Annotated in this window: 23 protein-coding genes and 1 other RNA gene; 19 read left to right on the forward strand and 5 right to left on the reverse strand. The window is 62.4% G+C overall.

Translation table 11 applies throughout. The features are described from left to right. Positions 1-83: 83 nt before the first annotated feature. Together VHO05_RS02680 and ffs are read right to left on the reverse strand one after the other, a co-directional pair. Complete coding sequence (locus VHO05_RS02680; protein ID WP_329645068.1) at positions 84-1,949, reverse strand: DNA polymerase III subunit gamma/tau; 1,866 nt, start codon at positions 1,947-1,949, stop codon at positions 84-86. A gap of 158 nt (positions 1,950-2,107) precedes the next feature. Next, positions 2,108-2,203, reverse strand: an RNA gene (gene ffs / locus VHO05_RS02685) — signal recognition particle sRNA small type. A 167-nt stretch (positions 2,204-2,370) separates the two neighbouring features. On the opposite strand from ffs, the gene VHO05_RS02690 reads away from it, so the two are divergent. From VHO05_RS02690 to nuoN, 11 genes are all read left to right on the forward strand, one after another. Then, positions 2,371-2,715: a hypothetical protein gene (locus VHO05_RS02690; protein WP_329645069.1), complete on the forward strand. Its 345-nt coding sequence runs from the start codon at positions 2,371-2,373 to the stop codon at positions 2,713-2,715. A 277-nt stretch (positions 2,716-2,992) separates the two neighbouring features. Next, positions 2,993-3,700, forward strand: a complete 708-nt coding sequence (gene nuoE, locus VHO05_RS02695; RefSeq protein ID WP_329645070.1) for an NADH-quinone oxidoreductase subunit NuoE — start codon at positions 2,993-2,995, stop codon at positions 3,698-3,700. A gap of 7 nt (positions 3,701-3,707) precedes the next feature. Continuing rightward, on the forward strand, positions 3,708-4,994 hold the full coding sequence (nuoF, locus tag VHO05_RS02700) for an NADH-quinone oxidoreductase subunit NuoF (protein WP_329645071.1): 1,287 nt from the start codon (positions 3,708-3,710) through the stop codon (positions 4,992-4,994). Positions 4,995-4,997: 3 nt separating this feature from the next. After that, entirely contained in the window at positions 4,998-7,109 is a 2,112-nt protein-coding gene (gene nuoG, locus VHO05_RS02705) for an NADH-quinone oxidoreductase subunit NuoG (protein ID WP_329645072.1), read from the forward strand. A 16-nt stretch (positions 7,110-7,125) separates the two neighbouring features. Further along, positions 7,126-8,193 (forward strand): NADH-quinone oxidoreductase subunit NuoH, encoded by a 1,068-nt coding sequence (nuoH, locus tag VHO05_RS02710; protein WP_414653660.1) that lies wholly within the window; start codon positions 7,126-7,128, stop codon positions 8,191-8,193. Between the two features lie 11 nt (positions 8,194-8,204). Next, positions 8,205-8,693, forward strand: a complete 489-nt coding sequence (gene nuoI / locus VHO05_RS02715) for an NADH-quinone oxidoreductase subunit NuoI (protein WP_329645073.1) — start codon at positions 8,205-8,207, stop codon at positions 8,691-8,693. A 54-nt stretch (positions 8,694-8,747) separates the two neighbouring features. After that, positions 8,748-9,380: an NADH-quinone oxidoreductase subunit J gene (locus VHO05_RS02720; protein ID WP_329645074.1), complete on the forward strand. Its 633-nt coding sequence runs from the start codon at positions 8,748-8,750 to the stop codon at positions 9,378-9,380. A 32-nt stretch (positions 9,381-9,412) separates the two neighbouring features. Beyond that, the gene (gene nuoK / locus VHO05_RS02725; protein WP_329645075.1) at positions 9,413-9,721 is read left to right on the forward strand and encodes an NADH-quinone oxidoreductase subunit NuoK; all 309 of its coding nucleotides are present in this window, start codon (positions 9,413-9,415) and stop codon (positions 9,719-9,721) included. 6 nt (positions 9,722-9,727) lie between these two features. Continuing rightward, positions 9,728-11,680 carry an NADH-quinone oxidoreductase subunit L gene (gene nuoL, locus VHO05_RS02730; protein ID WP_329645076.1) on the forward strand — a complete coding sequence of 651 codons (1,953 nt, stop codon included), beginning with the start codon at positions 9,728-9,730 and terminating at the stop codon, positions 11,678-11,680. After that, positions 11,677-13,170 (forward strand): NADH-quinone oxidoreductase subunit M, encoded by a 1,494-nt coding sequence (locus VHO05_RS02735; RefSeq protein WP_329645077.1) that lies wholly within the window; start codon positions 11,677-11,679, stop codon positions 13,168-13,170. Before nuoL ends, VHO05_RS02735 begins: the two co-directional genes overlap by 4 nt. A 14-nt stretch (positions 13,171-13,184) precedes the next feature. Continuing rightward, positions 13,185-14,630 carry an NADH-quinone oxidoreductase subunit NuoN gene (nuoN, locus tag VHO05_RS02740; protein WP_329645078.1) on the forward strand — a complete coding sequence of 482 codons (1,446 nt, stop codon included), beginning with the start codon at positions 13,185-13,187 and terminating at the stop codon, positions 14,628-14,630. A 12-nt stretch (positions 14,631-14,642) separates the two neighbouring features. Here nuoN and VHO05_RS20200 read toward each other — a convergent pair whose 3' ends face one another. Then, complete coding sequence (locus tag VHO05_RS20200) at positions 14,643-14,900, reverse strand: PilZ domain-containing protein (RefSeq protein ID WP_414653661.1); 258 nt, start codon at positions 14,898-14,900, stop codon at positions 14,643-14,645. A gap of 147 nt (positions 14,901-15,047) precedes the next feature. Beyond that, positions 15,048-15,290 carry a PilZ domain-containing protein gene (locus VHO05_RS02745; RefSeq protein ID WP_329645079.1) on the reverse strand — a complete coding sequence of 81 codons (243 nt, stop codon included), beginning with the start codon at positions 15,288-15,290 and terminating at the stop codon, positions 15,048-15,050. Between the two features lie 196 nt (positions 15,291-15,486). Here VHO05_RS02745 and VHO05_RS02750 point away from each other — a divergent pair, with 196 nt between their 5' ends. The 8 genes from VHO05_RS02750 to VHO05_RS02785 all read left to right on the forward strand — a co-directional run bounded on the left by VHO05_RS02750 (position 15,487) and on the right by VHO05_RS02785 (position 23,563). Next, the gene (locus VHO05_RS02750) at positions 15,487-16,233 is read left to right on the forward strand and encodes a biotin--[acetyl-CoA-carboxylase] ligase (protein ID WP_329645080.1); all 747 of its coding nucleotides are present in this window, start codon (positions 15,487-15,489) and stop codon (positions 16,231-16,233) included. A gap of 125 nt (positions 16,234-16,358) precedes the next feature. After that, positions 16,359-18,071 (forward strand): ribonuclease J, encoded by a 1,713-nt coding sequence (locus VHO05_RS02755; RefSeq protein ID WP_329645081.1) that lies wholly within the window; start codon positions 16,359-16,361, stop codon positions 18,069-18,071. 60 nt (positions 18,072-18,131) lie between these two features. After that, positions 18,132-18,536, forward strand: coding sequence for a methylmalonyl-CoA epimerase (gene mce / locus VHO05_RS02760; protein WP_329645082.1), 405 nt, complete (start codon positions 18,132-18,134; stop codon positions 18,534-18,536). 32 nt (positions 18,537-18,568) lie between these two features. Next, positions 18,569-18,844, forward strand: a complete 276-nt coding sequence (locus VHO05_RS02765) for a DUF1467 family protein (protein WP_329645083.1) — start codon at positions 18,569-18,571, stop codon at positions 18,842-18,844. A gap of 498 nt (positions 18,845-19,342) precedes the next feature. Further along, entirely contained in the window at positions 19,343-20,689 is a 1,347-nt protein-coding gene (gene proS / locus VHO05_RS02770) for a proline--tRNA ligase (protein WP_329645084.1), read from the forward strand. Positions 20,690-20,713: 24 nt separating this feature from the next. Beyond that, positions 20,714-21,982, forward strand: a complete 1,269-nt coding sequence (locus VHO05_RS02775) for a lipoprotein-releasing ABC transporter permease subunit (RefSeq protein ID WP_329645085.1) — start codon at positions 20,714-20,716, stop codon at positions 21,980-21,982. A gap of 21 nt (positions 21,983-22,003) precedes the next feature. Continuing rightward, a complete protein-coding gene (locus tag VHO05_RS02780; protein ID WP_329645086.1) occupies positions 22,004-22,705 on the forward strand; it encodes an ABC transporter ATP-binding protein in 702 nt (233 codons plus the stop codon). 168 nt (positions 22,706-22,873) lie between these two features. Next, positions 22,874-23,563, forward strand: a complete 690-nt coding sequence (locus tag VHO05_RS02785; protein WP_329645087.1) for a DUF2147 domain-containing protein — start codon at positions 22,874-22,876, stop codon at positions 23,561-23,563. Between the two features lie 60 nt (positions 23,564-23,623). Here the strand turns inward: VHO05_RS02785 and ubiB are convergent, their stop codons facing one another. Next, positions 23,624-25,222, reverse strand: coding sequence for a 2-polyprenylphenol 6-hydroxylase (gene ubiB / locus VHO05_RS02790; protein ID WP_329645088.1), 1,599 nt, complete (start codon positions 25,220-25,222; stop codon positions 23,624-23,626). Positions 25,223-25,331 lie beyond the last annotated feature (109 nt).

Consider the following 25,331-nt stretch of genomic DNA (forward strand, 5'->3'; position numbering starts at 1 on the left):
TCCATTCGCAGTGAAGAAAATTGGGATCAATTCCCGATTGGCAGACGCGAAGCCAAGCCATCCAACAGCCCGACTGCCGGAACTCAGCCGGCCGCTTTGTCGTCGTCACGCGCCCGCGTAACGGGCGGCACATGAGAAACGTCCGCATCGGGGAACGCTGCCAGCACGGCGGCTACGGCCGGATGCGCTTTGAGGGCGGCCAGTTCGCGGGCCTCGCGCTCCCGGCGCACCTGCCCGATGGGCGTTTCGCCCGGCGTCTTCGAGAGTGCCACCATCCAGCGCCGACCCGTCCACTTGTTGAGCTTTTCGCGCAAGTCGTTGGCGAGATCCGGCTTCGCGCCCGGCAGGAGGTAGAGGTCGATGGCGCCTGTGGCTCCGTCGTACTTCACGAGGCTGACCTGCTCCTCAAGCGAGACTTTGAGCTTGGCATCACGCCGCTCGCCCACCAGCGCAACAACATCGGCAAAGGTGTTGAGCGGACGAAGCGCAGCGCCTTGTCCGGGCGCGCGCGCGGCAACCGCATCACCCTCGTCATCGCCCATCTCATCATCGATCGCGCCATCGGATGGGAAATCGAAATCAGCCGGGTTTTCCGATTCATGATCGGCACGCGGTTGCAAGGCGGCTTCATCGTCAGCCAGCTCGTCCTGCGGTGCCGAGGCCGTCGCGCCGGCGGCCGCACCGGTGGAAAGTGCAGGCCGGTTGGCGGACCGTTTCGACACAGGCGCGCCGCCAAGCATACGTATGATCTCGTCGGGCGGCGGCAGGTCGGACGTATGCGCAATCCGGATCAGCACCATCTCGGCCGCAACCGCGGGATTCGGCGCTTTGCTGGTCTCCTCCAAGCCTTTGAGCAGCATCTGCCAAAGGCGTGCGAGCAGCGCCATCGACAGGCGTTCGCCGAGCGCACCGGCTCGCCGCTTTTCGTCAAGCGCGAGCGCGTCGCCGGCAGCATCGGGTCCCACGGCCTTGATGCGCGCGGTGATGTGCACGGCTTCGGCGAGATCCTGCAGCACCTGCGTAGCGTCCGCACCGTCCTGGAACAGCGCGTCGAACGCCTTCAGCGCCGGCGCGATGTCGCCTGCGAGCAGCATTTCGAGAAGGTCGAAGATGCGGCCGCGATCTGCGAGGCCGAGCATCCTGCGCACGGATGCGGCCGTAACTGTGCTGTCATCGTCGGAATTGGGACCGAACGACGTCGAGATCGCCTGATCGAGAACCGAGAGCGCATCGCGGACAGACCCCTCAGCGGCGCGAGCGATCAGCGTGAGCGCATCATCTTCGGCGGACGCGCCTTCCTTGGCGACGATATTCTTCAAATGTTGAGCAAGGCGCGGAACGTCCACACGCCGGAGGTCGAAGCGCTGGCAGCGCGAGAGCACCGTGACCGGCACCTTGCGCACTTCTGTCGTCGCGAAAATGAACTTCACATGTCCCGGCGGCTCTTCCAGCGTCTTCAGGAGTGCGTTGAACGCTCCCTTGGAGAGCATGTGGACCTCGTCGATGATGAAGACCTTGGTGCGCGCGGCGAGCGGGCGATAACGCGCGCTCTCGATGATCTCGCGTATGTTGTCGACGCCCGTATTGGAGGCGGCGTCCATCTCGATGACGTCCGGATGCCGGCTCTCCATGATCTCGCGGCAATGCCGGCCGAGCACCGGCATGTCGATGGTCGGTACTGAGATCGTGTCGGTTTCGTAATTGAGGGCACGCGCCAGAATGCGCGCCGTTGTGGTCTTGCCGACGCCGCGCACGCCGGTCAGCATGAAGCCGTGGGCGATCCGCCCCGAGGCAAACGCGTTGCGCAGCGTCTGCACCATGGCCTCTTGGCCGATCAGATCGTCGAATGTCTGTGGCCGGTATTTCCGCGCCAGCACGACATAAGGCTTCGCAGGCGCCTGCGCCTCGCCACCAGCCGTCACATCGCCGTCAGATTTCTTCTTGGCCATCCGCCCCGCCTTCACGCTCGAAATATCGGCCCATCAGGCCGGGGAGAGCAGGGTGCCACTGGCAATCACCATTTGGCCCGAAGGGCCAAGGGAGCAAAGCGACCCGCGGCTGGTGCCGCGCCCCCGCGGAGCCCCGCTTTGCGGGGCGTGAGCGAATATAGAGAGGCTGACGAACGACCCGTGCACCTGTCGTTAGGGCTGCTTCCTTCCGGACCTGACCCGGTTGGCGACGTACTCGTCCGCCGCCAGCCTCCGGCCGGAATATGGCGCCTTGCGGAAGGGGTGGCAAGTCTCGCCGGAGGCGATTGAGCGGGATAACGCTGCGTCTCAAGGCTGCAGAGTAAACCCGCTTCTCAACGGATGCTGGTGAATAGACGGAAATACTGGCACAATCCGCTGGCTGATCCGGGAGGCGCTCCGCATGATGGACAATCTTTTTCTGTTGGCCGTTGCGGCCCTTGGCTGGGGCATTTCGCTTGCGACCTATGGCTTCATCGCCCGGCAGCGCTCCTGGCCCATGGGCGCGCTTCAGATCGATTTTCCCGCAGTGCCGATCCTGCTCGGGCTGTTTTCGGTGCTCATCGCCATCTGGTTCGCCGTGACCCGAGGTGTCGACGCGGGCGGCTGGGTCATCGTGCTGTTCGGCATTCTCCTCGCGATCTTCTGGACCGGCTTTCTGCGCGTCGGTTCGCAGGTCTCGCTCTTCCTGGCGCCCGTCGCGACCGTGCTCCTCATCACGGGCTGGCTCAGCACTCCGCTCACCTGACGAGCGACAACCGAAGCGCGAAACGATCCCTGACGCCTGAGATCGGCATTTTTGATCGTGCGACGGCAGCCGATTCCCTGAGACGAAAGTCATGACGCTGCGTGGTGGGCGCATTGCCGTGCGCGCTTGCTTTCGCGCTGCGATAGACGTAGTGGAACGTTAACACTGCTGCGGGGGAGTTGCATGGAGAGGTGGCGGAAGATCGGGGCATAGCCGGCCCGGGTCTTATCCGCTCTGCTTCTCTTGCCCCGCGGATGATCCGTATTGGGGAGCCAGCATGGCCGTCCGCCGACTTCATCCTGATCAACCGCATGGTTTCGCCTTCACGCCGGAGAACCTCGCGTGGGCCAAGGGAACCATCGCCAAGTATCCGGAAGGCAAGGAAGCGTCCGCAATCATTCCGCTGCTTTGGCGCGCGCAAGAGCAGAGCAACGGTTGGTTGCCGGAGCCCGCGTTGCGCTACGTGGCGGACATGCTCGGTGTCGCCTATATCCGGGCCTACGAGGTCGCGACCTTCTACACGATGTTCCAGCTTTCACCGGTAGGCTCGAAAGCCCACGTGCAGGTGTGCGGAACGACGCCGTGCATGCTGCGCGGCGCCGAGGGACTGATCGAAGTCTGCAAACGGCGCATCGCCGAGCATCCGCATGAGCTCTCCGAGGACGGCGCTTTCTCGTGGGAGGAAGTCGAGTGTGTGGGCTGCTGTGCGAACGCACCTGTGGTCCAGATCTTCAAGGACACCTATGAAGACCTGACGCCGGAAGCGCTCGACAAGATTCTCGGCGCCTTCGCACGCGGCGCGGCGCCGAAAGCCGGCTCGCAGATTGGTCGCAAGACGTCTTGCCCGGAGGGTGGCCCGACGACGTTGGTCGACCCGACGCTTTACGATGGCTCGCAGCGAGGTGCCTGGCGAGCCCGTTTCCCGGAGCTGCAGGAAGGTGGCGCCGCCACTTCCACGCAGTCTGACGACAAATCCAAGGGGTAGATCGCCGATGCTACTCGAGGACAAGGATCGCATCTTCCAGAACCTCTATGGGTTCCACGACTCGGGACTCAAGGGAGCCATGTCGCGCGGATCCTGGGACGGCACCAAGTTCTTCATCGACAAGGGCCACGACTGGATCATCTCAGAGGTCAAGACGTCGGGTCTCCGCGGGCGCGGCGGCGCGGGCTTCCCGACCGGCCTCAAGTGGAGCTTTATGCCCAAGGCCGATCCACGGCCGTCTTATCTTGTCATCAACGCCGACGAGAGCGAGCCGGGATCGTGCAAAGACCGGGAGATCATGCGCAATGATCCCCATCTCCTGATCGAGGGCGCATTGCTGGCCAGCTTCGCCATGCGCGCGCACACGAGCTACATCTATATACGCGGCGAGTTCATCCGCGAGCGCGAGCGTCTGCAGCGCGCCATCGACGAAGCGTACGACGCCAAGCTCATCGGTAAGAACAACGTCCACGGCTGGGACTTCGATCTCTACATTGCCCATGGTGCCGGCGCCTACATCTGTGGCGAGGAAACGGCTCTTCTTGAAAGCCTCGAAGGCCGCAAGGGCCAGCCGCGCCTCAAGCCCCCATTTCCCGCCAACGTCGGCCTCTATGGCGCGCCGACGACGGTCAACAACGTCGAAAGCATCGCGGTCGTCCCCGACATCCTGCGGCGCGGCGGCCATTGGTTCGCGGCACTCGGACTGCCGAATAACACCGGCACAAAGCTCTTCCAGATCTCAGGCCATGTGAACCGGCCCTGCGTTGTCGAAGAGGAGATGGGTATTTCGCTCCGCCAGCTCATCGATGAGCATTGCGGCGGCGTGCGTGGCAGCTGGAACAACCTCTTGGCCGTTATCCCGGGCGGATCGTCGATGCCGCTGATCCCCGCGGATCTCTGCGAAGGCCTGACGATGGATTTCGACAGCTTGTCGAAACTGAAATCCGGTCTCGGCACGGCAGCGATCATTGTCCTCGATAAGTCGGCGGACGTCGTCAAGGCCATCGCGCGCATCGCCTACTTCTACAAGCACGAGAGCTGCGGTCAGTGCACGCCGTGCCGCGAAGGCACCGGCTGGATGTGGCGCGTGCTTGAGCGCATGGCACGCGGCGAGGCAGAGAAGAGCGAGATCGACAAGCTGTTCGATGTGTCGAAGCAGATCGAGGGCCACACGATCTGCGCGCTGGGTGACGCGGCGGCTTGGCCGGTGCAGGGCTTGATCCGCCATTTCCGGCCGGTCATCGAGGCCCGCATCGACGCCTATCAGGCAGCCCACAAGCAGGCGGCGGAGTAGCGCATGTCGAGAAAGCTCGTTATCGACGGCAAGGAAATCGAGGTCGAGGAGGGCATCACGCTGCTCCAGGCCTGCGAGCAGGCGGGCGCCGAGATCCCGCGCTTCTGCTACCACGAGCGCTTGTCGATCGCCGGCAACTGCCGCATGTGCCTCGTCGAGGTGCAGGGCAGCCCGAAGCCGATCGCGTCGTGCGCCATGGGCGTCAGCGATCTGCCGCCCAACCGCGACAATTCCCCGAAGATCATTTCGACCCAAAGCGCGACCGTAAAGAAGGCGCGCGAGGGCGTGATGGAATTCCTGCTCATCAACCACCCCCTCGATTGCCCGATCTGCGATCAGGGTGGCGAGTGCGACCTGCAGGATCAGGCCATTGCGTACGGCTCCGGCGGTTCGCGATTCGCCGAGAACAAGCGCGCGGTCGAGGACAAGTATCTCGGGCCGTTGATCAAGACCTCCATGAACCGGTGCATTCACTGCACCCGCTGCGTGCGCTTCATGACCGAGGTCGCGGGCGTCTCGGAACTCGGCGCCATCGGCCGCGGCGAGGACATGGAGATCACGACCTACCTCGAGCGTGGCATCCTGTCCGAGATGAGCGCCAACGTGAACGACCTTTGCCCGGTCGGCGCGCTGACTCATCGGCCCTGGGCGCACAACGCGCGCCCTTGGGAGCTGCGCAAGACCGAGAGCGTCGACGTTATGGACGCCGTCGGCTCCGCCATCCGCATCGATGCGCGCGGCCGCGAGGTCATGCGCATCCTGCCGCGCAACAATGATGCCGTGAACGAGGAGTGGATCTCGGACAAGACGCGGCACGTGGCCGATGGCCTGCGCACGCAGCGACTGGATCAGCCCTACGTTCGCAGAGACGGCCGTCTTGTGCCGGCGACCTGGGCCGATGCGCTGGCCACTGTCGCGCAGAAACTCAAGGCTACGTCGGGTGACCGCATGGCCGCCATCGCCGGGCCGCTGGCGGGCGCCGAGGAAATGTTCGCGCTGAAGGATCTCTTCCACCGCCTCGGCTCGACGAATGTCGATTGTCGCGAAGACGGCGCCAAGCTCGATCCGGATCTGGGCCGCGCGACCTACGTCTTTAATACAACTATTGAAGGTATCGAGCAGGCCGATGCGATCCTGCTGATTGGCACCAATCCGCGCATCGAAGCCGCTGTGCTCAACACGCGCATCCGCAAGCGCTGGCGCATGGGCGGTCTGACGGTCGGCGTCATTGGCGAGCAGGTGGATCTCGGCTACGCATACGACTACCTCGGCGCGGGCGGAAAGACGCTTCGCGACGTGGCCGACGGCAACCACCCCTTCACTGAAAAACTACAGCAAGCCAAGGCCCCGATGGTGATCGTCGGCTCTGGCGCCATGGCGCGCCACGACGGACGCGCTGTTCTGGCGGCAGCGGCGCGCATCGTGATTGCGGCAACCCAAGGCAAGGATCCGGCCTGGAACGGATTCAACGTGCTCCATACCGCGGCATCCCGCGTTGCCGCTCTGGATCTCGGGTTCGTGCCGAAGAAGCCCGCAACGACGGGTGTCGATACGTTTGTCACCGCCGCGGGCAGCGGCGCGCTCGACGTGCTCTATCTCCTTGGCGCCGATGACATCGACATGTCCCGGCTCGGTTCAGCGTTCGTGATCTACCAGGGCAGCCACGGCGATGCGGGTGCTCACCGGGCGGACGTAATTTTCCCCGCGGCGGCTTATGCCGAAAAGAGCGCGACGTATGTGAACACGGAGGGTCGCGCCCAGATGACGGCGCGCGCCGCGTTCCCGCCGGGAGACGCCCGTGAGGATTGGACGATCATTCGCGCACTCTCACCCCTTGTTGGGCACACGTTGCCGTACGACTCGATCAACGTGCTGCGCGCCGGCATGTACCAGCATGCCCCAGTGCTCGCGGCCCTCGATCGCGTGTCGCCAGCCCCGAGCGACGTGATCGCCGTGCTGGCCAGCGGAAAGGGCGCCGTGAAGGACGATCCGTTCCACAGCGCTGTGAAAGACTTCTACCTCACGAACCCGATTGCGCGCGCGTCCGCCGTGATGGCCGAGATGAGCGCACTCAAGAAAGCCGCCGATAAATCCGGCGTGGCTGCGGCGGAATAGGGAGCACGCAACCCAGATGTCGAGCGAGACGATCACAATGCTCTGGGACTACGGGCTCTGGCTTGCCATCGCCGTGGGCCTCTCGCTGCTCGTGCTTGTGGGGCTGTTGCTCTGCGTTGCGTTCCTGCTGCTCATGGATCGCAAGGTCTGGGCCGCCGTTCAGATGCGCCGCGGGCCAAACGTCGTTGGGCCCTTCGGCCTCTTTCAGTCGTTCGCTGACCTCCTGAAATTCGTATTCAAGGAGCCGGTGATTCCGTCCGGCGCCGACAAGGGCATCTTCCTCTTGGCCCCGCTCGTCACCGCGACCTGCGCGCTCGCGGCGTGGGCGGTCATTCCGATGAGCCAGGACGGCTGGGGCACGTGGGTCATCTCAGACCTCAACGTCGGCATCCTCTACCTGCTCGCTATTTCGTCGCTCGGTGTCTATGGCGTCATCATGGGCGGCTGGGCATCGAACTCGAAGTATCCCTTCATGGGTGCGCTTCGGTCGGCGGCGCAGATGATCTCCTATGAGGTGTCGCTCGGCTTCGTCGTCATCACGGTGCTCTTGCTGGTCGGTTCGCTGAACTTGGGCACGGTGGTCACCGCACAGAAGACCGGCGTGGGCGCCTGGCTCGGTCTGCCGTCGTCTGCACTCGACTGGCACTGGCTGCCGCTTCTGCCGATGTTCGTCATGTTCTTTATCTCGTCGCTGGCCGAGACGAACCGCCCGCCATTTGACCTCGTCGAAGCGGAAAGCGAGCTCGTCGCCGGCTTCATGGTCGAGTATTCGTCGACGCCGTACCTGCTGTTCATGCTCGGCGAATACGTCGCGATCACAACCATGTGCGCGATGGCCACCATTCTCTTCCTCGGCGGCTGGCTGCCGCCGCTCGACATTTGGCCGCTGAACGCGATCCCGGGCATTTTCTGGTTCGCGGCCAAGGTTGTGTTCATGTTCTTCATGTTCGCCATGGCAAAGGCTATGGTGCCGCGGTATCGCTACGACCAGCTGATGCGGCTCGGCTGGAAGGTCTTTCTGCCGCTGTCGCTGATGATGGTCGTTGTCGTCGCCGGTGTGCTGCAGTTTATGAAATCGGCATAGGAGAGCCACCAATGCGGGCGGCCCAAGGGCTGAAATCGCTGTTCCTCGCGGAGTTCGTCACGGCGTTCTTCCTGGCCATGCGCTACTTCTTCGCGCCGAAGAAGACGGTGAACTATCCGTTCGAGAAAGGCCCCCTCTCGCCTCGCTTCCGTGGCGAGCACGCGTTGCGTCGCTATCCGAACGGCGAAGAGCGCTGCATCGCCTGCAAGCTGTGCGAGGCGATCTGCCCGGCTCAAGCTATCACGATCGAGGCCGGTCCGCGACGCAACGACGGCACCCGCCGCACGACGCGCTATGACATCGACATGGTGAAATGCATCTACTGCGGACTCTGTCAGGAGGCCTGCCCGGTCGACGCCATCGTAGAAGGGCCGAATTTTGAGTTCGCGACCGAAACGCGCGAGGAGCTCTACTACTCGAAGGAGCGGCTGCTTGCGAACGGCGACCGGTGGGAGCGCGAGATCGCGAAGAACCTCGCGCTCGACGCGCCGTATCGGTAAAGGGTTGCCTCTCGCTTCGCGTAAGCGGAGCCGGAGGATTGGGGTGAGGGCGGAATGGCACTGACGGCGATCTTCTTTTATCTCTTTGCGACCCTGGCGCTCGCGTCCGGGGCGATGGTGATCGTCGCCAAGAACCCGGTGCACGCCGTCCTGTTCCTTATTCTCACGTTCTTCAACGCGGCCGGTCTTTTCATCCTGCTCGGCGCCGAGTTTCTGGCGATGCTGTTGGTCATCGTCTACGTGGGCGCGGTGGCCGTGCTGTTCCTCTTCGTCGTGATGATGCTCGACGTGGACTTCGCTGAGCTTCGTGCGGGCTTCATCAAGAATGCGCCGGTCGGATTTCTCGTCGGCGGTGTGGTGCTCGCCGAACTTGTGTTGCTGGTTCTCGTGCGCGGAGTTGCGCCCGTTGCACCCGGCACCGTCGCCGCTCCTGTGCCGCAGGGAGTGACGAACACCGAGGCGCTCGGGCAGATCCTCTACACGAAGTACATTTATTACTTTCAGGGAGCGGGGCTGGTGCTTCTGGTCGCCATGGTCGGCGCCATCGTGCTGACCCTGCGGCACAAGCAAGGCGTCAAGCGTCAGTCCATAGCCGATCAGGTGGCGCGCGGGCCGGCGACGGCCGTGCAAATGGTCAAGGTCGCGCCCGGCGGCAGCGCGATCCCAGACGCACCGGCGAAACACTAGGGCACCGAGACGAGAAGGGGCAAGACGAGGCTATGGAGATCGGGCTCGGACACTATCTGACCGTCGCGGCGTGCCTGTTCACGCTCGGCATGTTCGGTATCTTCCTCAATCGGAAGAACGTGATCATCATCCTTATGTCGGTCGAGCTGATGCTGCTCGCCGTCAACATCAACTTCATTGCCTTCTCGCACTTCCACGCCGATTTGGTGGGTCAGGTCTTTGCGCTGTTCATTCTCACCGTTGCGGCCGCCGAGGCTGCCATCGGACTGGCCATCATCGTCGTCTACTTCCGCAACCGCGGTTCCATCGCGGTTGAGGACATCAACATGATGAAGGGCTAGAGGCGCATGATCTACACGCTCATCGTCCTCCTGCCGCTTCTCGGCGCGCTGATCGCAGGACTGTTTGGCCGCTGGCTGGGGCCGCGCCCATCGGAAATCATCACCACGGCTCTGCTGATGATCTCGGCGGTCCTGTCGTGGGTCGTCTTCGTGCAGGTCGGCTTCGACGGCGAGACTGCGAAGGTGCCGCTCCTGCGCTGGATCACTTCCGGCGAGCTGGATACGGCGTGGGCGCTGCGCATCGATACGCTGACCGGCGTGATGCTTGTCGTCGTCAACACCGTCTCCGCCCTCGTGCATCTCTATTCGATTGGCTACATGCACGAGGATGACAGCCGCCCGCGCTTCTTCGCATACCTGTCGCTGTTCACCTTCGCCATGCTGGCGCTCGTCACGAGCGACAACCTCGTCCAGATGTTCTTCGGATGGGAGGGCGTCGGCCTCGCCTCCTACCTCCTCATCGGCTTCTGGTACAAAAAGCCCGAGGCCAATGCGGCGGCCATTAAGGCGTTTGTCGTCAACCGCGTCGGCGACTTCGGCTTTGCGCTCGGCATCTTCGGCCTGTTCGCCGTGACGAACTCGGTCAATCTCGATGCGGTGTTCGCTGCCGCACCGGGGCTGGTCGGCAAGCAGATCTCATTCCTCGGATACGAGGTCGACGTCCTGACGCTCCTGGCCTTGTTGCTGTTCATGGGCGCCATGGGCAAGTCCGCGCAGTTCCTGCTGCACACGTGGTTGCCGGACGCCATGGAAGGCCCGACGCCGGTCTCGGCACTCATTCATGCCGCCACGATGGTGACCGCGGGCGTCTTCATGGTCGCCCGCTTGTCACCGATTTTCGAGCTGGCACCCACCGCGCTCGAGGTCGTCGTACTGATCGGCACGATTACGGCGTTCTTTGCCGCCACCATTGGCCTCGTCCAGAACGATATCAAGCGCGTCATCGCCTATTCGACGTGCTCGCAGCTCGGCTACATGTTCGTGGCTTGCGGTGTCGGCGCGTACTCGGTCGGCATTTTCCACCTCTTTACGCACGCCTTCTTCAAGGCGCTGCTGTTCCTCGGCGCCGGTTCCGTGATCCACGGTATGCATCACGAGCAGGACATGCGCCGCATGGGCGGCCTCGCGAAGAAGATGCCGATCACATGGGCCATGATGCTGATCGGCACGCTGGCACTGACCGGTGTCGGCATTCCGCATCTTGCTGGCTTCGCGGGCTTCCATTCCAAGGACGCGATCATCGAGGCAGCCTACGCCGGCCACACCGCGGGCAACTTCGCCTTCTGGGGGCTCGTCATCGCCGCCTTCATGACGTCGTTCTATTCGTGGCGTCTGATGTTTCTGACCTTCCATGGGCAAACACGCGCGGATCACCACACCTACGATCATGCACACGAAAGCCCCTGGGTGATGCTGATCCCGCTCATCCTGCTGGCGATCGGCGCCGTGTTCGCTGGTGTCGCCTTCAGCTACTATTTCATCGGTGAGGGTTATGCCGACTTCTGGCGAGCGGCCTTGTTCGAAGCGCCTGGCAAGGATATCCGTCACCATATGCATGAGATCCCCGGCTGGGTGCCATGGGCGCCTACGCTAGCCATGCTCTCCGGTCTCGGTCTCGCCACGCTCTACTATGTCGTGATGCCTGGTCTGCCCGCCGCGACGGCGAATGCCTTCCGCCCCGTGTACGTGTTCCTGCTGAATAAGTGGTACTTCGATGAACTCTACAACTTCATCTTTGTCCGCCCGGCCTTCGCGATCGGCCGCTTCCTCTGGAAGGGCGTCGATGGTGCGGTGATCGACGGCACCATCGATGGCACCGCGAAAAGCGTGCTCTGGAGCACCGGCCGCATCGTCAAACTACAAACCGGCTATGTGTATCACTACGCCTTCGCCATGCTGATCGGCGTTGCAGCCATCCTGACATACTTCATCCTGGCCGGTGGCGGGGGCGCACAATGAACATCTCGTCGGCTCCCATTCTGTCGATCGTGACGTTCCTGCCGCTCGTCGGCGCGCTGTTTATCGCATTGCTTCCGCGCGAGGCCGTGCAGAACATTCGCTACGCGGCACTCTGGACGACGCTGATCACTTTCGTGATCTCGCTCCTGATCTGGATGAATTTCGATCCCGCGACACCGGGCTTCCAATTCGTCGAAGAGCGCGATTGGCTGGGTCCCATCAAGTACAAGATGGGCGTCGATGGCATCTCGATGCTGTTCGTGATCCTGACCACATTCCTTATGCCGCTCTGCATCCTGGCGAGCTGGGATGCCATCGAGGACCGCGTCAAGGAGTACATGATTGCATTCCTGGTGCTCGAGGCGCTGATGGTCGGCGTTTTCTGCGCGCTCGATCTCGTGCTCTTCTACCTGTTCTTCGAAGGTGGCCTCATTCCGATGTTCCTCATCATCGGTGTTTGGGGCGGCCCGCGCCGCGTCTATGCAAGCTTTAAGTTCTTCCTCTATACGTTCCTGGGCTCCGTGCTGATGCTGCTCGCCATGATGGCGATGTATTGGCACGCAGGTACGACCGACATCCCGACGTTGATGCAGACGAAGTTCCCAGCCGACATGCAGTTCTGGCTGTGGCTCGCCTTCTTCGCCTCGTTCGCGGTCAAGATGCCGATGTGGCCGGTGCACACGTGGCTACCGGATGCGCATGTTGAGGCGCCCACGGCCGGCTCCGTCATTCTGGCTGGCATTCTCTTGAAGATGGGCGGCTACGGCTTCCTACGCTTCTCGCTGCCGATGTTCCCGGATGCCAGTGCCGACCTCGCTCCGCTGGTCTTCGCGCTCTCCGTTATCGCCATCGTCGCGACGTCCCTGATCGCACTGGTGCAGGAGGACATGAAGAAGCTGATCGCCTATTCGTCCGTCGCTCACATGGGCTTCGTGACCATGGGCATCTTCACTTTCACGCAGCAGGGCATCGACGGGGCGATCTTCCAGATGCTGTCGCATGGCCTTATTTCGTCGGCCCTCTTCCTCTGCGTCGGTGTCGTTTACGATCGACTGCACACGCGCGAGATCAAGGCCTATGGCGGTATCGTCGAGCGGATGCCGATCTACGCCGCGATCTTCATGGTCTTCACCATGGGCAACGTCGGCCTGCCTGGTACGTCCGGTTTCGTCGGCGAGTTCCTGACGCTGCTGTCCTCGTTTAAGATCAACACCTATGTGGCATTCTTTGCCACAACAGGCGTCATCCTGTCGGCGGCCTACGCGCTCTATCTCTATCGCCGCGTCGTCTTCGGTCCGCTGGAAAAACCCTCGCTCAAGGCCCTGGCCGACGTGAGCCCGCGCGAGATCGCGATCCTGGCTCCGCTCGTCTTGCTTACGATCTTCTTCGGGTTCTACCCGGCCCCCATTCTTGACGTGACAGCTGTGTCCGTGAAAGCGCTCGTGACCTCGATTGAGGCTGCGAGCCAAGCCGCAGCAATCGCGCAATAGAGGATATCTGTCTCATGTCCGAGACCATGAGCTACGCAGCTGCCCTGCCTGAGATCGTGCTTGCGGTAGGCGCCATGGGGCTGCTCATGATTGGGGCCTTCGGCGGCGCCTCCGCTCAGAACGCGGATCGAGCTGGTTGGCTTGCAATTCTGCTCCTGTTCGTCACCGGTGCAGCGCTTCTCAACCAAACCGGGACCGAACGCATTTTCAACGACGCGTTCATTTCCGATCCCTTCGCACGCTTCGTGAAGGTTCTGATTCTTGCCGGTTCGGCCGTCGCCATCCTGCTTTCGATGGATGACATGCGGCGCGCCGGCGTCAATCGTTTCGAGGTTCCGGTCCTCATCCTGCTCTCGACGGTCGGCATGATGATGATGGTGTCGGCCAACGATCTCCTGGCCCTCTATCTTGGTCTGGAGCTTCAAAGCTTAGCGCTCTACGTGTTGGCTGCCGTGCGCCGTGACGACGTTCGCTCCAGTGAGGCCGGCATGAAGTACTTCGTGCTCGGCGCACTGTCGTCGGGAATGCTGCTCTATGGTGCTTCGCTGCTTTATGGATTTGCCGGAACCACATCCTTTGCCGGTCTCGCAACGGCAGCATCGGCGACGGGCGCTGCGACGAACCTAGGCCTGATCGCCGGCCTGGTATTCCTTCTGGTCGGGCTTGCCTTCAAGGTCTCGGCGGTTCCCTTCCATATGTGGACGCCCGACGTCTACGAGGGTGCGCCGACGCCTATCACGGCGTTCTTTGCTGCCGCCCCCAAGCTTGCCGCGCTCGCTCTGCTGGCTCGCGTGCTGTTCGACGGTTTCGGCGGTCTCTTCGTTCAGTGGCAGAAGATCGTGATCTTCCTGTCCATCGCCTCCATGCTTCTTGGCGCCTTCGCAGCCATTGGCCAGACCAACATCAAGCGCCTGATGGCCTACTCCTCCATCGGCCACGTCGGGTTCGCACTCGTGGGATTGGCCGCGGGAAGCGAGGCCGGCATCGAAGGACTGCTGATCTATCTCGCGATCTACCTCGTCACGACCCTCGGCGCGTTTGCCTGCATCCTCGCCATGCGCCGCGAGGACGGCCCGGTCGAGGATATCTACGAGCTGGCTGGATTGGCGGAGACGAATCTCCCCATGGCATTCATTCTCGCCATGCTGTTCTTCTCTCTCGCAGGTGTACCGCCGCTCGCCGGCTTCTTTGCCAAGTTCTATGTCTTCGCCGCAGCCGTGAAAGCGGAACTCTATGGGCTTGCCGTTATCGGCGTGTTGTCAAGCGTTGTCGGCGCCTTCTATTACCTGCGTATCATCAAGGTCATGTTCTTCGACGAAGCGAAGCCGCGCTTTGTCCCAGCCGTGCCGAACGTCCGGTTCGTGATGATAGCGGCCGGCTTGTTTGTGCTGTTTTACGCGATCTACCCCGCGCCGCTGATCGATGCCGCTGCCGCCGCTGCAAAGTCGCTACAGCTTTAGGGCCTTGTGACGTCAGTGCGGCTGCGGCGCCTGGAAATGAAGGCCGTAGTCGTTTCCGCGACGCCAGACCACGATGCAATGGCTATCGATCCGTACCATCGGTGCAACGAGCTGAACGCGTTCCGGTAACTCGCCGACGCTGACGACCCTCACCCGAGCGCCGGTTGGGGAAAGGTCACGCAGAAGAACGGTGAATTCTTTTTGGCCGGCTCTAACGATGCCTGCACAATTGGTTCGTCGCCTCTTGGCGACGCGCGTTTCGTTCCTCATGGGTCACCTAGTATAAGGGCCTGATAGAGCGGATAAAAAGGGACGCATCGAAAATTAAGCGGACGTCTGACTATAATGTTGTACACCTCTGAAGGTTAATGCAGCCTTTCGCGTGTAAACACTTGTCCAGGCAGTTCGTGTGTTCAGTTATTCGAACTTCACGCCACAGTCTCGGCCGCGTCGCCAGATGACGACACAGTCGGCATCGATTTTTTCCATCGGGGCCACCAGGCGGAAACGGTCCGGAATGCTTCCGGTGCCCACCGGGCGCACGCAGGCGCCATCTTCGGAGACGTTGCGCAGGACGACCGTAAACTCACGATCACCGGCCGTTATGGTTCCGGCTCTGTTCGTGAGTTGCCGATTTTCAGTTCGAGCCTCAGCGGCCATCGCGCCCTCGTAGAGTGTAATGCAAGTCAAACGCCGCTCGAATGCGCGTAGGTGGTGGTACGGAAGATAGAACACTATGATTCAGTTGCTTAAAGTTGAATTACTGCGGGTGCGGTCGAATTGCCTCATAATCCGGTGTGTGGCTTGAATACCCAATCACGCGGCATTTGCATTTGAGACAAGAAACGTCAGCCCGATGAATATGCATGCGATCGAGCGGCTTCCCACGGTGGACTCCACCAACGCCGAAGCGATGCGCCGCGCGATGGCAGGTGAGCGTGGGCCGCTTTGGATCGTTGCCGACGAGCAGACGGCAGGCCGCGGCCGCTCGGGACGGTCCTGGACGTCGGCGCGCGGAAATCTGCAAGCAAGCCTGCTGCTGACGTTCGCCGAGCCTGCGGCGAAGGCCTATCAACTCGCCCTCGTTGCGGGCGTCGCTGCGTTCGATGCGATAGCCACCGCGATGGGCGCAACGCCCAATGGGCTTCGTCTCAAATGGCCAAACGACCTCATGATCGAGGGGGCCAAGGCCGGCGGCATCTTGGTTGAATGCAGCATGCTGATACCCAAAGCCGGAGAGCCCGGAGGCCTCGCGGCTGTGATCGGCATCGGCGTGAATGTCTCGTTCGCGCCGCATGTGCCCGACCGCCCCACGACATATCTATCCGCGCGCTGCGAAGCCCCCGAACCGGAGGCGATTCTCGCCGCCTTGGCCGATGCGACAGCGTATTGGCTGGCGGTTTGGGACGAAGGGAGGGGCTTTGCCGCGGTTAGGGAGGCTTGGCTAAACCGCGCCCATCCTTTAGGGGAACGGTTGAGTATCCATGCGGGCTCCGAGCGCGTATCTGGCGCCTTTGCAGGGTTGGATGCTGACGGCGCGCTCATTCTTCAGACGGAAGGCGAGATCCGCCGGTTCACATTTGGAGATGTTTCTATCGATTGAAGAGTATCCGGCTCCAGCGTTTGTTCGGAGCGCCATTTTTGCAGAACTGACGTACAAGCAGTTTCACTTCCTGGCCCGCGGCTCAGGGTTCGCGGTACATATTTAAAAAGGGCACAAGGCGGCGAATGCCTGACGAGCGGACGAAACGTGGCCAGCCTCGCGGCGCGGATGAGCTGGTCTTTGTAGCCCTGGGCGGCTTGGGCGAAATCGGCATGAATGCGTACCTTTACGGGTACGGTCCACCCGATGCGCGCCGCTGGCTCATGGTGGACCTCGGCATCACCTTTCCCGAAGGCGAGGACGATCCCGGCGTCGACGTCATCTTCCCCGATCTTCGCTTCATTGAGGAAGAGAAGAGCACGCTGGCGGGCATCGTCATCACACACGCCCATGAAGATCACATTGGTGCCGTGATCGAGATGTGGCCGCGCCTCGGCGTACCGGTATACGCGACGCCGTTTACCGCGGGCATGCTCAAGGCCAAGCTCGTCGAATACAACAGCAGGCTCGCCATACCGATCCGCGAGATCCCGCTCAACGGTCGCTTCAACGCAGGTCCGTTCGACGTCGAGCTTATCGAGATGTCGCATTCGATCCCGGAAAGCAGTGCGCTCGCTATTCGCACGCCGGCAGGAACCGTTCTGCACACGGGCGACTGGAAGCTCGATCGCACGCCGACGATCGGCGGTGCGCCCGACGAAGCCCGTCTCAGGGCCCTCGGCGACGAAGGCGTTCTCGCGGTGATCGGCGATTCCACGAACGCCATGCGTGAGGGACTTTCGCCGTCTGAGCGCGACGTATCGAAATCGCTGACGGCGATCGTAAAAGAGGCCCCGCACCGGGTCATCGTCACCACGTTTGCCTCCAACGTTGCGCGCGTCAAAGCGGTCGCCGATGCCGCCCGCGCCGCAGGCCGCGAATTGGTCGTGGCAGGCCGAGCGCTCCACCGGGTCATCGAGGTCGCCATCGATACCGGCTATCTGCCTGAGGGATTTCGCTACGTAGACCAGCAGCAGTTCGATGAGCTGAAGCGGTCGAACGTCGTCTGCCTTTGCACGGGAAGCCAAGGCGAGCCGCGCGCAGCGATGGCGCGCATCGCCGAGAACGAGCATCCGGACGTCTCTCTCGCCAAAGGCGACTTGGCGATCTTCTCCTCGCGCACCATCCCAGGCAACGAGAAGGCTGTAGGCTGGATTCAGAACAATCTCGTGCGCATGGGAGTCGACGTCATCACCGATGGCGAAGCCCTGGTGCACGTGACCGGCCATCCCCGCCGCGACGAGCTGCGCCAGCTCTATGCATGGACGCGGCCGCGGATTGCCGTGCCGATGCATGGAGAAGCGCGCCATCTGAAAGCGCATGCCGAATTAGCGCGCGAGTGCGGCGTGCCTGAAGTTCAGGTGGTCTACAACGGCGAGATGGTGCGGCTGTCGCCCGGCGCTGTCCGCATCGTCGACGATGCGCCCGTGGGCCGCCTGTTTCGCGACGGTCGCCTGATCGTGCAGTCGGGTGAGGGGCCGGTCCGCGAGCGCCGCAAGCTGGCGATGGCGGGCATTATCGTGGTCGCTCTGGCTCTTTCCCGCCGCGGCGAGTTGATGAGCGAGCCTCAGATCGCCATGGACGGAATTCCGCCTGCGGACGACGCTGGCGAGCCCATGCTCGAGATCGCGCTCTCCGCGGTCGAGGGAACGCTGCGCAGTATCCCGCGCGACCGCCGTCGCGACATCGACATGGTTGGCGAAGCCGTTCGCCGAGCGGTCCGCGGTGGCGTGGCCAGCGCCTGGGGCAAGAAGCCCATTGTCAAGGTGCTGGTCAGCGTGATCGAAGGAAAGGGTTGAAGCAGGCCCGCTCCAGAGCGCGGAAAACCTGCCGGTTTTGAGACTAGGGAAGCAGAGACGATGATTGGACGCCTGAACCACGTGGCCATTGCGGTCAAGGACTTGGCCGCTGCAACCGCGGTTTACAAGAACGCGCTCGGCGCCGTCGTGACAGATCCGCTTCCGCAGCCCGAGCATGGCGTGACAGTCGTGTTCGTGACGCTTCCGAACACCAAGATCGAATTTCTCGAGCCGCTTGGCGCCAATTCTCCTATCGCCAAGTTCCTCGAGAAAAACCCCGATGGGGGCATCCATCACGTTTGCTACGAGGTCGAAGATATCCTGGCCGCGCGTGATAGACTGAAAGAACAGGGTGCCCGCGTGTTGGGCGACGGCAATCCGAAGATCGGCGCCCATGGCAAGCCCGTGCTGTTCCTGCATCCGAAAGATTTCTGCGGAACGCTGACCGAACTCGAACAGGTCTAAGGTCTTCGACCCAATACAGGAGTGAGCGAGCTATGAGCCTTTCGCTCGGCATTGCGCTTTACATCATGATCTGGTGGATGACGCTCTTTGCCGTGCTTCCCTTCGGCGTGAAAACGCAGGGTGAGGCCGGTGAGATCGTGGAAGGCACGCCCGCAAGCGCGCCCGTTGCGCCCCGTCTGCTGCGTACGGTGTTCATCAATACAATCGTATCTGCTCTGGTGTTCGCTTTTGTCGGGATGGCGCTCGATCGGGACTGGCTAGGCCTCTACATCCCGCCTGAGAACCTGCCGCCGGCTGCTGTGCGCTGACAGTCGTCGGCGTCGGCACTATCAAAAATCCAGAAGCGTGCCCTAAAAATGCAAAGAGCAAGGCGATCGCCTTGCTCTTTCCAATTCTTGGCTCGTAGTGGCGGTGCTTTGTGCACCGTCTGCTATTGAAGGCTCAGATCCGGAAACCGAGTCTGTGGCCATTTTCTCCCTAGACCTGGGCCCCGAGCCACTTGGATCATTGGCTACGCCCCTGTCACGTGAACGAGCGCACCATATCTGAACGGCGGCGCTATGTCACGGGGCCAAGACGAAAAAAACGCAGGTGCCTAATGCTGATGCAGAGACTTGCTCGCGTGTTGGCTCTCATGAGTTTTTGTTGGCAGGTCACAGGATTTCCGGGACGGCCCCGATGCTCGATTGCCCTTAACCTCAATCCTGGCTATTGACGCCTGGGGCCTCCCAAGCCCCGCCGGCGGCCGGACCGGGCGCCCGTTTTTCCTCCACGGACGCGTTTGCGCCGCAACATAAGACAGGCCCATGCATCTTTCCCGCTTCTTTCTGCCGGTCCTCCGCGAAACGCCCAAGGAAGCCGAGATCGTTTCTCATCAGCTGATGCTGCGGGCCGGCATGGTCCGCCAGTCCGCGGCCGGTATCTATTCCTGGCTTCCCCTTGGCCTCCGGGTCCTGAAGAAGATCGAAGCGATCGTCCGGGAAGAGCAGAACCGCGCCGGTGCGGTCGAGCTTCTGATGCCGACCATCCAATCCGCCGACCTTTGGCGCGAGAGCGGGCGCTACGAGGCCTACGGTAAGGAGATGCTGCGCATCACCGATCGCCACGAGCGCGACATACTCTATGGCCCGACGGCAGAGGAGGTCATCACCACGATCTTCCGCGACAGCATCAAGAGCTACAAAGACCTGCCCCGGAACCTGTACAACATCCAGTGGAAGTTCCGCGACGAGATCCGCCCCCGCTTCGGCGTGATGCGCGGACGCGAGTTCCTGATGAAGGATGCGTACTCCTTCGATCTCACGAAGGACGACGCCCGCGCGGCCTATCGGCGTATGTTCGTCGCCTACCTGCGGACCTTTGCGCGCCTCGGCCTGCGCTCCGTCCCGATGCAGGCCGACACCGGACCGATCGGCGGTGATCTCTCGCACGAGTTCATCATCTTGGCCGAGACCGGCGAGAGCCAGGTTTATTGCCATAAGGATCTGATCGAAGGTGATATTCCGGGTCCCCATACCGATTTCTTCGGCGATCTCATGCCGATCTTTGAGGAATGGACCTCGCGCTATGCCGCGACGGAGGAAAAGCACGATCAGGCGCGTTTCGAAAAGGAAGTCCCGGCCGACAAGCGAGTTTCCGCGCGTGGCATCGAGGTTGGTCACATTTTCTACTTCGGCACCAAATATTCCGAGCCCATGGGGTGCAAGGTTCAGGGACCGGACGGCCAGCAAGTGATCCTCGAGATGGGATCGTACGGCATCGGAGTCTCGCGCCTCGTCGGCGCGATCATCGAGGCGAGCCACGATGAAGCCGGTATTGTCTGGCCAGTTCCTGTCGCGCCGTTTGAGGTTGCCGTCATCAATCTGAAGGCGGGCGACGAAGCCACCGATAAGGCCGCGCTCGATGTGAAGACGCGACTGGAAGCGGCCGGCATCGACGTGCTCTACGACGACACGGACGAGCGCGCAGGCGCCAAGTTCGCGACCATGGATCTGATCGGCATCCCGTATCAGATCATCGTCGGTCCGAAAGGCGTGAAAGCGGGCGAGATCGAGATCAAGGACCGCAAAACTGGTGAGCGCGATACGCTCGCCATCGAAGCCGGTCTCGAACGCACGATCACCAAAGTCATGGACCAGCGCGTGCTGGTCTGAAGAGCAGAATAGGGGTGGGGCGGTATGGCAGCATCGATGGACACGAAGCCCTTCTCGCCCTTCGAGTGGCTGCTTGCGTCACGGTACCTGCGCGCGCGCCGTAAGGAAGGCTTTGTCTCCGTCATCGCCGCCGTCTCGTTCCTTGGCATCATGCTCGGCGTGGCGACGCTGATCATCGTCATGGCCGTCATGAACGGGTTCCGGAAGGACTTGTTCGCCAAGATCCTCGGCCTCAACGGGCACATTGTCGTCTACAAGATCGGCGCGCCGTTCAACGACTACGCGGACATCACCAAGGCCGTCTACCGCGCCAAGGGGGTCGAGCGGGCCATCCCTCTGATTGAGGGGCAGGCGATGGTTTCGTCGGCCGTTCAAGCCTCTGGCGCGGCCGTCCGGGGCATCCAGGAAGCGGATCTCAAGTCCCTGCCGCTCGTGGCCAGCAATATTCGCTTCGGCACCTTGGATGGATTTGATCAATCCGGCGGCCTCGCCATCGGCATGCGTCTCGCCAACATGATGCGCATCAATGTCGGCGATACGCTCACGATCATTTCGCCCCGAGGGGCTTCGACACCGTTCGGCACAGCACCGCGATCGAAGACCTATCCCATCACGGCCATCTTTGAGCTCGGCATGTCCGAGTATGACAAGACGATGATCTTCATGCCGCTTTCGGAAGCGCAGCGCTACTTCTCGAAGGGAGGCGAGGTCGACATCCTCGAGGTCGTAATCTCCGATCCGGAAGCGGTGGAGGAAGCAGCGGCAAGTATCCGCGGCGAGGCTGGACCGACCATTAACGTGACGGATTGGCGACAACGAAACGAGACCTTCTTCACGGTGCTCGAGGTCGAGCGCAACGTGATGTTCATCATCCTGTCGTTGATCGTTCTGGTGGCCGCCCTCAACATCATCTCCGGTCTCATGATGCTGGTGAAGGACAAGGGCCGGGATATCGCCATTCTTCGCACGATGGGAGCCAGCAAGGGCGCCGTCATGCGCGTGTTCCTGATCACCGGCGCGTCGATCGGTGTCGTGGGTACGCTGGCCGGGCTCGTTATTGGCGTCGTGTTCTGCGCCAACATCGAGGAGATCCGCCAGTTCGTCGCCTGGGTTGCGGGAACGAAGGTCTTCGATCCCAACGTCTATTACCTCACGCGTCTGCCGGCCGATATCAATCCGATCGAGACGGGGTCCATCGTCGCCATGGCTCTCGTGCTATCGGTGTTGGCGACGCTCTATCCGTCCTGGCGCGCTTCGCGCCTGGATCCGGTCGAAGCGCTCAGGTACGAGTGAGGGAGCGAGAGCGTGCACGATATGAACGCCCACGTCCCGGTCCTCAGCCTGATCGAACTTCAGCGCAAGTTCCGGCAAGGCACGCGCGAGATTCAAGTCTTGGCCGGCGCATCTGTCGACGTCTGGCCAGGTCAGTGCGTTGCGCTCGTTGGACCCTCGGGCGCAGGCAAGTCGACTCTGCTCCATATTGCCGGTCTTCTCGAAACGCCCGACTCCGGCCACGTCGTGGTCGCGGGGCGCGATTGCGCAACGCTCGATGACCATGATCGCACGCGCATTCGTCGTTCGGAGATGGGCTTCATCTACCAGTTCCACCAGCTTCTGCCGGAGTTTTCCGCGCTGGAGAACGTGGCCATCCCGCAGATGATCAACGGCCGCTCGCGCCGGGAAGGCGAGGACCGCGCGCGCAGGCTGCTGTCGTCGCTGGGCCTCGCCGAGCGTGTGGATCATCGTCCCGCGCAGCTTTCAGGCGGTGAGCAGCAGCGTACGGCAATCTGCCGCGCTCTGGCCAATCGTCCCCGCTTGATCCTCGCAGATGAGCCGACAGGCAACCTCGATCCACGCACGTCGGAACTCGTGTTTCACGAGCTGATTAGCCTTTTTCGCAGCGAAGGCGTGGCTGCACTTATCGCGACGCACAACTTGGAATTGGCGCGGCGAATGGACCGCGTTGTGGTACTCGATAACGGCCTTTTGGTCGAAATTTCGCCCCAAGCGGTCTAAAAAACACATTATCTCCCCGTGTTTCCCGGGGAACAGCGTCATTGTGGCGTTGTAGCAAGTATGGCTTGGGTCCGGTTCCCGGACTTGCCGCGCGCTTCAAGCCGTGAAGCGATGGGAACGCATTTCCTGACGCGGCTGTTCAAACCGAACCAAGATGAGGAGGCAGCTATGCCGATCGAGAGACACGTTCTTCGTTCCGCCGCGCTCGCGGCTACGCTCCTGGTGTCCGCGCCCGCCTTCGCGGCCAATGAGCCCTACGGCGTTTGGATGAACGACACGGGCCGCGGCGCAATCGAGATCAAGGATTGCGGAGGCAAGCTTTGTGGGCATGTCGTCTGGGTCAAGGACACGAACGACGCCAAGGGTTGCGGTCGCCAGATCATCGGTGACGCGGCATCGTCGGGCGGTGTTTGGGGCGGAAACGGGGCCTGGATCTACAGCCCCGAAAAGAAGAAGAACTATAGCGTCGAGATCACCCCCCTCGCCGACGGGACCTTGAAGGTTATGGGCTATGCGGGGATCAAGTTCCTCTCGAAGACCATGATCTGGACGAAGGCTCCGGCCGATCTCGCGCGCTGCACCCCCGAGCAGACCGCGACCGCAACTCCGGCTCCGGGCACCAACACCGCACCGCCACCCGCGACGGCAGAAGGCTCGAAGAGCGCGGCGGAGCAGGCGCCTGCTGACAAAGCCGCTCCCCCGGCTGACGAGAAAAACGTCGCCGAGAACGAGAAGAAGGGCGGGAACCTCGAAGGTCTCGCCAGCGAGTTCGGTGACGTTTTCACCAAGAAGGACGGCAAGTGCAAGGTGGACACGCCCTGGGTGAAGCTCGACTTCGACTGCAAGGACGAGAAGTAGTCCCGGTTGCGATGAGTTCGAGAAAGGCGGCGGCTCAACAGCTCGCCGCCTTTTGCTGTATCAGATCAGCCCGACGTACTTCGCGGCAAGCGCGGCGAGGCTCAGCGCGCCGATCCACGTCGCGATACGCCGGAAGCGATCGCGTCGGCTCGTGGCTAGAGCCAGGTTCTCGACGGTTGCAGGATCGAGCCGAATACCGTTGCGCGCCATCTCGGCGAGGCCCGCGGACGCGCGCTCCGCTTCCGCCAGCACGGACGGCAATTCCGCAAGAATACGTGCAAGCGTCGTTGCCCCTTCGCCGGCTTTTCGCAGCGCGCCGCGTGCGCCGTAGTTCGCTTCCACCCATTCTTTCGCGACAGGTTCCGCCGCGACCCACATGTTGAGCGAAGGGTCGAGGCCGCGCGCCACGCCTTCGACGATCACCATGCTCTTTTGAAGCAGGATCAACTCCGGCCGCGTCTCCATGTCGAAGACTTCCGTGTAGGCAAAGAGCTGGCCCAGGAGATCGGCCATCGAGATCTCGTCCGCGGTCCGGCCATGGATCGGTTCACCGATGGCGCGCAAGGCCTGCGCAAACACCTCGACCGGATGGTGCGGCGGCACGTACCCGGCCCAGAAATGCACCTCCGCCGCGCGCTGATAGTCGCGCGTGATGAGCCCGTAGAGAATCTCGGCTAGGAAACGGCGCTCCTTGTGACCGAGGCGCCCCATGATGCCGAAATCGACGGCGATGACATTCCCCGCCTTGTCGACGAACAGGTTGCCCTGATGCATGTCGGCATGAAAAAAGCCGTCGCGCATCGCATGCGTGAGGAAGCTCCGCAGCACCACGAGCCCGAGCCCCTTGAGATCGTGGCCCTCGGCCTTGAGGCGCACATGATCGGAGATCGGGATACCGTCGATCCAGTCGGTGGTGAGCACGCGTTTCGCAGTGCGCTTCCAGTCGACGGACGGCACGAGGAAACGTTCCTCGGGGGCGATGTTGTCCGCCATTTCGGAGATCGCAGCACCTTCGAGGCGCAGGTCCATCTCGAGTTCCGTGGTGCGCGCGAGGTTCTCGACGACCGCCACCGGCTTGAGGCGGCGCGACGGTTCGTGCACGCGCTCGATGAGGTGGGCGGCGAAGAAGTAGCTGTCGAGGTCACGCTTGAAGCGCTTCTCCACGTCCGGCCGCAGGATCTTGACCGCCACCTGGCGCCGCTGGCCGTCCTTGTCGAGCGTGACGGCCTTGTGCACCTGCGCGATGGAGGCCGCCGCCACGGGCGGGCCAAACTCCACAAAATGGTCTTCCAGTTTGCCGCCAAGGGCTTCCTCGACGGCGCGGCGGGCTTCCGCCATGCTGAAGGGCGGGAGGCGGTCCTGCAGGTGTCCGAGATCGCCGGCGAGCTCCGGCCCGATCACGTCGCCGCGCGTGGCCAGGAACTGCCCGAGCTTGATGTAGGACGGGCCGAGAGCGGCGAGGGCGGACGAAATACGCCGCTCCTTGGGCTTGCCGGCGTTGAAGGGGGCCGCCACGAGAGCAATGGGCAACGTCGCCAGCCGCGCGAGCTTGAGTGCCAGCGGCACCGGCTGCCCCCTCGGCACGAAGCGCACGCCATGCTGGGCAAGCACGATGCCTGCCCGCGACAGCCGCCAGATGTTGGTGATTGCGTTCGCCATTCCTGCCAAGCCGTACTTGCACCGCCGCCGCCGTGCAAGCCGCGTCCTGCGGAACGGTTTCCTATATATCGCCTGTGGATGGCGGGGATCATACAACTCGTCGTGGGAG

Origin of the sequence: Hyphomicrobium sp. (genome assembly GCF_036262015.1) — a bacterium.
Classification (GTDB): domain Bacteria; phylum Pseudomonadota; class Alphaproteobacteria; order Rhizobiales; family Hyphomicrobiaceae; genus Hyphomicrobium_C.

Excerpts from the sequence above, each read along its gene's own strand:
- VHO05_RS02690 (WP_329645069.1), top strand. The coding sequence starts at position 2,371 with ATGATGGACAATCTTTTTCTGTTGGCCGTTGCGGCCCTTGGCTGGGGC.
- mce (WP_329645082.1), top strand. The coding sequence starts at position 18,132 with ATGATTGGACGCCTGAACCACGTGGCCATTGCGGTCAAGGACTTGGCC.
- proS (WP_329645084.1), top strand. The coding sequence starts at position 19,343 with ATGCATCTTTCCCGCTTCTTTCTGCCGGTCCTCCGCGAAACGCCCAAG.
- VHO05_RS02780 (WP_329645086.1), top strand. The coding sequence starts at position 22,004 with ATGAACGCCCACGTCCCGGTCCTCAGCCTGATCGAACTTCAGCGCAAG.
- VHO05_RS02765 (WP_329645083.1), top strand. The coding sequence starts at position 18,569 with ATGAGCCTTTCGCTCGGCATTGCGCTTTACATCATGATCTGGTGGATG.
- VHO05_RS02745 (WP_329645079.1), bottom strand. The coding sequence starts at position 15,290 with ATGGCCGCTGAGGCTCGAACTGAAAATCGGCAACTCACGAACAGAGCC.
- nuoI (WP_329645073.1), top strand. The coding sequence starts at position 8,205 with ATGCGGGCGGCCCAAGGGCTGAAATCGCTGTTCCTCGCGGAGTTCGTC.
- VHO05_RS02750 (WP_329645080.1), top strand. The coding sequence starts at position 15,487 with ATGAATATGCATGCGATCGAGCGGCTTCCCACGGTGGACTCCACCAAC.
- VHO05_RS02755 (WP_329645081.1), top strand. The coding sequence starts at position 16,359 with ATGCCTGACGAGCGGACGAAACGTGGCCAGCCTCGCGGCGCGGATGAG.
- VHO05_RS02720 (WP_329645074.1), top strand. The coding sequence starts at position 8,748 with ATGGCACTGACGGCGATCTTCTTTTATCTCTTTGCGACCCTGGCGCTC.
- VHO05_RS20200 (WP_414653661.1), bottom strand. The coding sequence starts at position 14,900 with ATGAGGAACGAAACGCGCGTCGCCAAGAGGCGACGAACCAATTGTGCA.
- VHO05_RS02775 (WP_329645085.1), top strand. The coding sequence starts at position 20,714 with ATGGCAGCATCGATGGACACGAAGCCCTTCTCGCCCTTCGAGTGGCTG.
- nuoF (WP_329645071.1), top strand. The coding sequence starts at position 3,708 with ATGCTACTCGAGGACAAGGATCGCATCTTCCAGAACCTCTATGGGTTC.
- VHO05_RS02680 (WP_329645068.1), bottom strand. The coding sequence starts at position 1,949 with ATGGCCAAGAAGAAATCTGACGGCGATGTGACGGCTGGTGGCGAGGCG.
- nuoG (WP_329645072.1), top strand. The coding sequence starts at position 4,998 with ATGTCGAGAAAGCTCGTTATCGACGGCAAGGAAATCGAGGTCGAGGAG.
- ubiB (WP_329645088.1), bottom strand. The coding sequence starts at position 25,222 with ATGGCGAACGCAATCACCAACATCTGGCGGCTGTCGCGGGCAGGCATC.
- nuoH (WP_414653660.1), top strand. The coding sequence starts at position 7,126 with ATGTCGAGCGAGACGATCACAATGCTCTGGGACTACGGGCTCTGGCTT.
- VHO05_RS02735 (WP_329645077.1), top strand. The coding sequence starts at position 11,677 with ATGAACATCTCGTCGGCTCCCATTCTGTCGATCGTGACGTTCCTGCCG.
- nuoE (WP_329645070.1), top strand. The coding sequence starts at position 2,993 with ATGGCCGTCCGCCGACTTCATCCTGATCAACCGCATGGTTTCGCCTTC.
- VHO05_RS02785 (WP_329645087.1), top strand. The coding sequence starts at position 22,874 with ATGCCGATCGAGAGACACGTTCTTCGTTCCGCCGCGCTCGCGGCTACG.
- nuoN (WP_329645078.1), top strand. The coding sequence starts at position 13,185 with ATGTCCGAGACCATGAGCTACGCAGCTGCCCTGCCTGAGATCGTGCTT.
- nuoL (WP_329645076.1), top strand. The coding sequence starts at position 9,728 with ATGATCTACACGCTCATCGTCCTCCTGCCGCTTCTCGGCGCGCTGATC.
- nuoK (WP_329645075.1), top strand. The coding sequence starts at position 9,413 with ATGGAGATCGGGCTCGGACACTATCTGACCGTCGCGGCGTGCCTGTTC.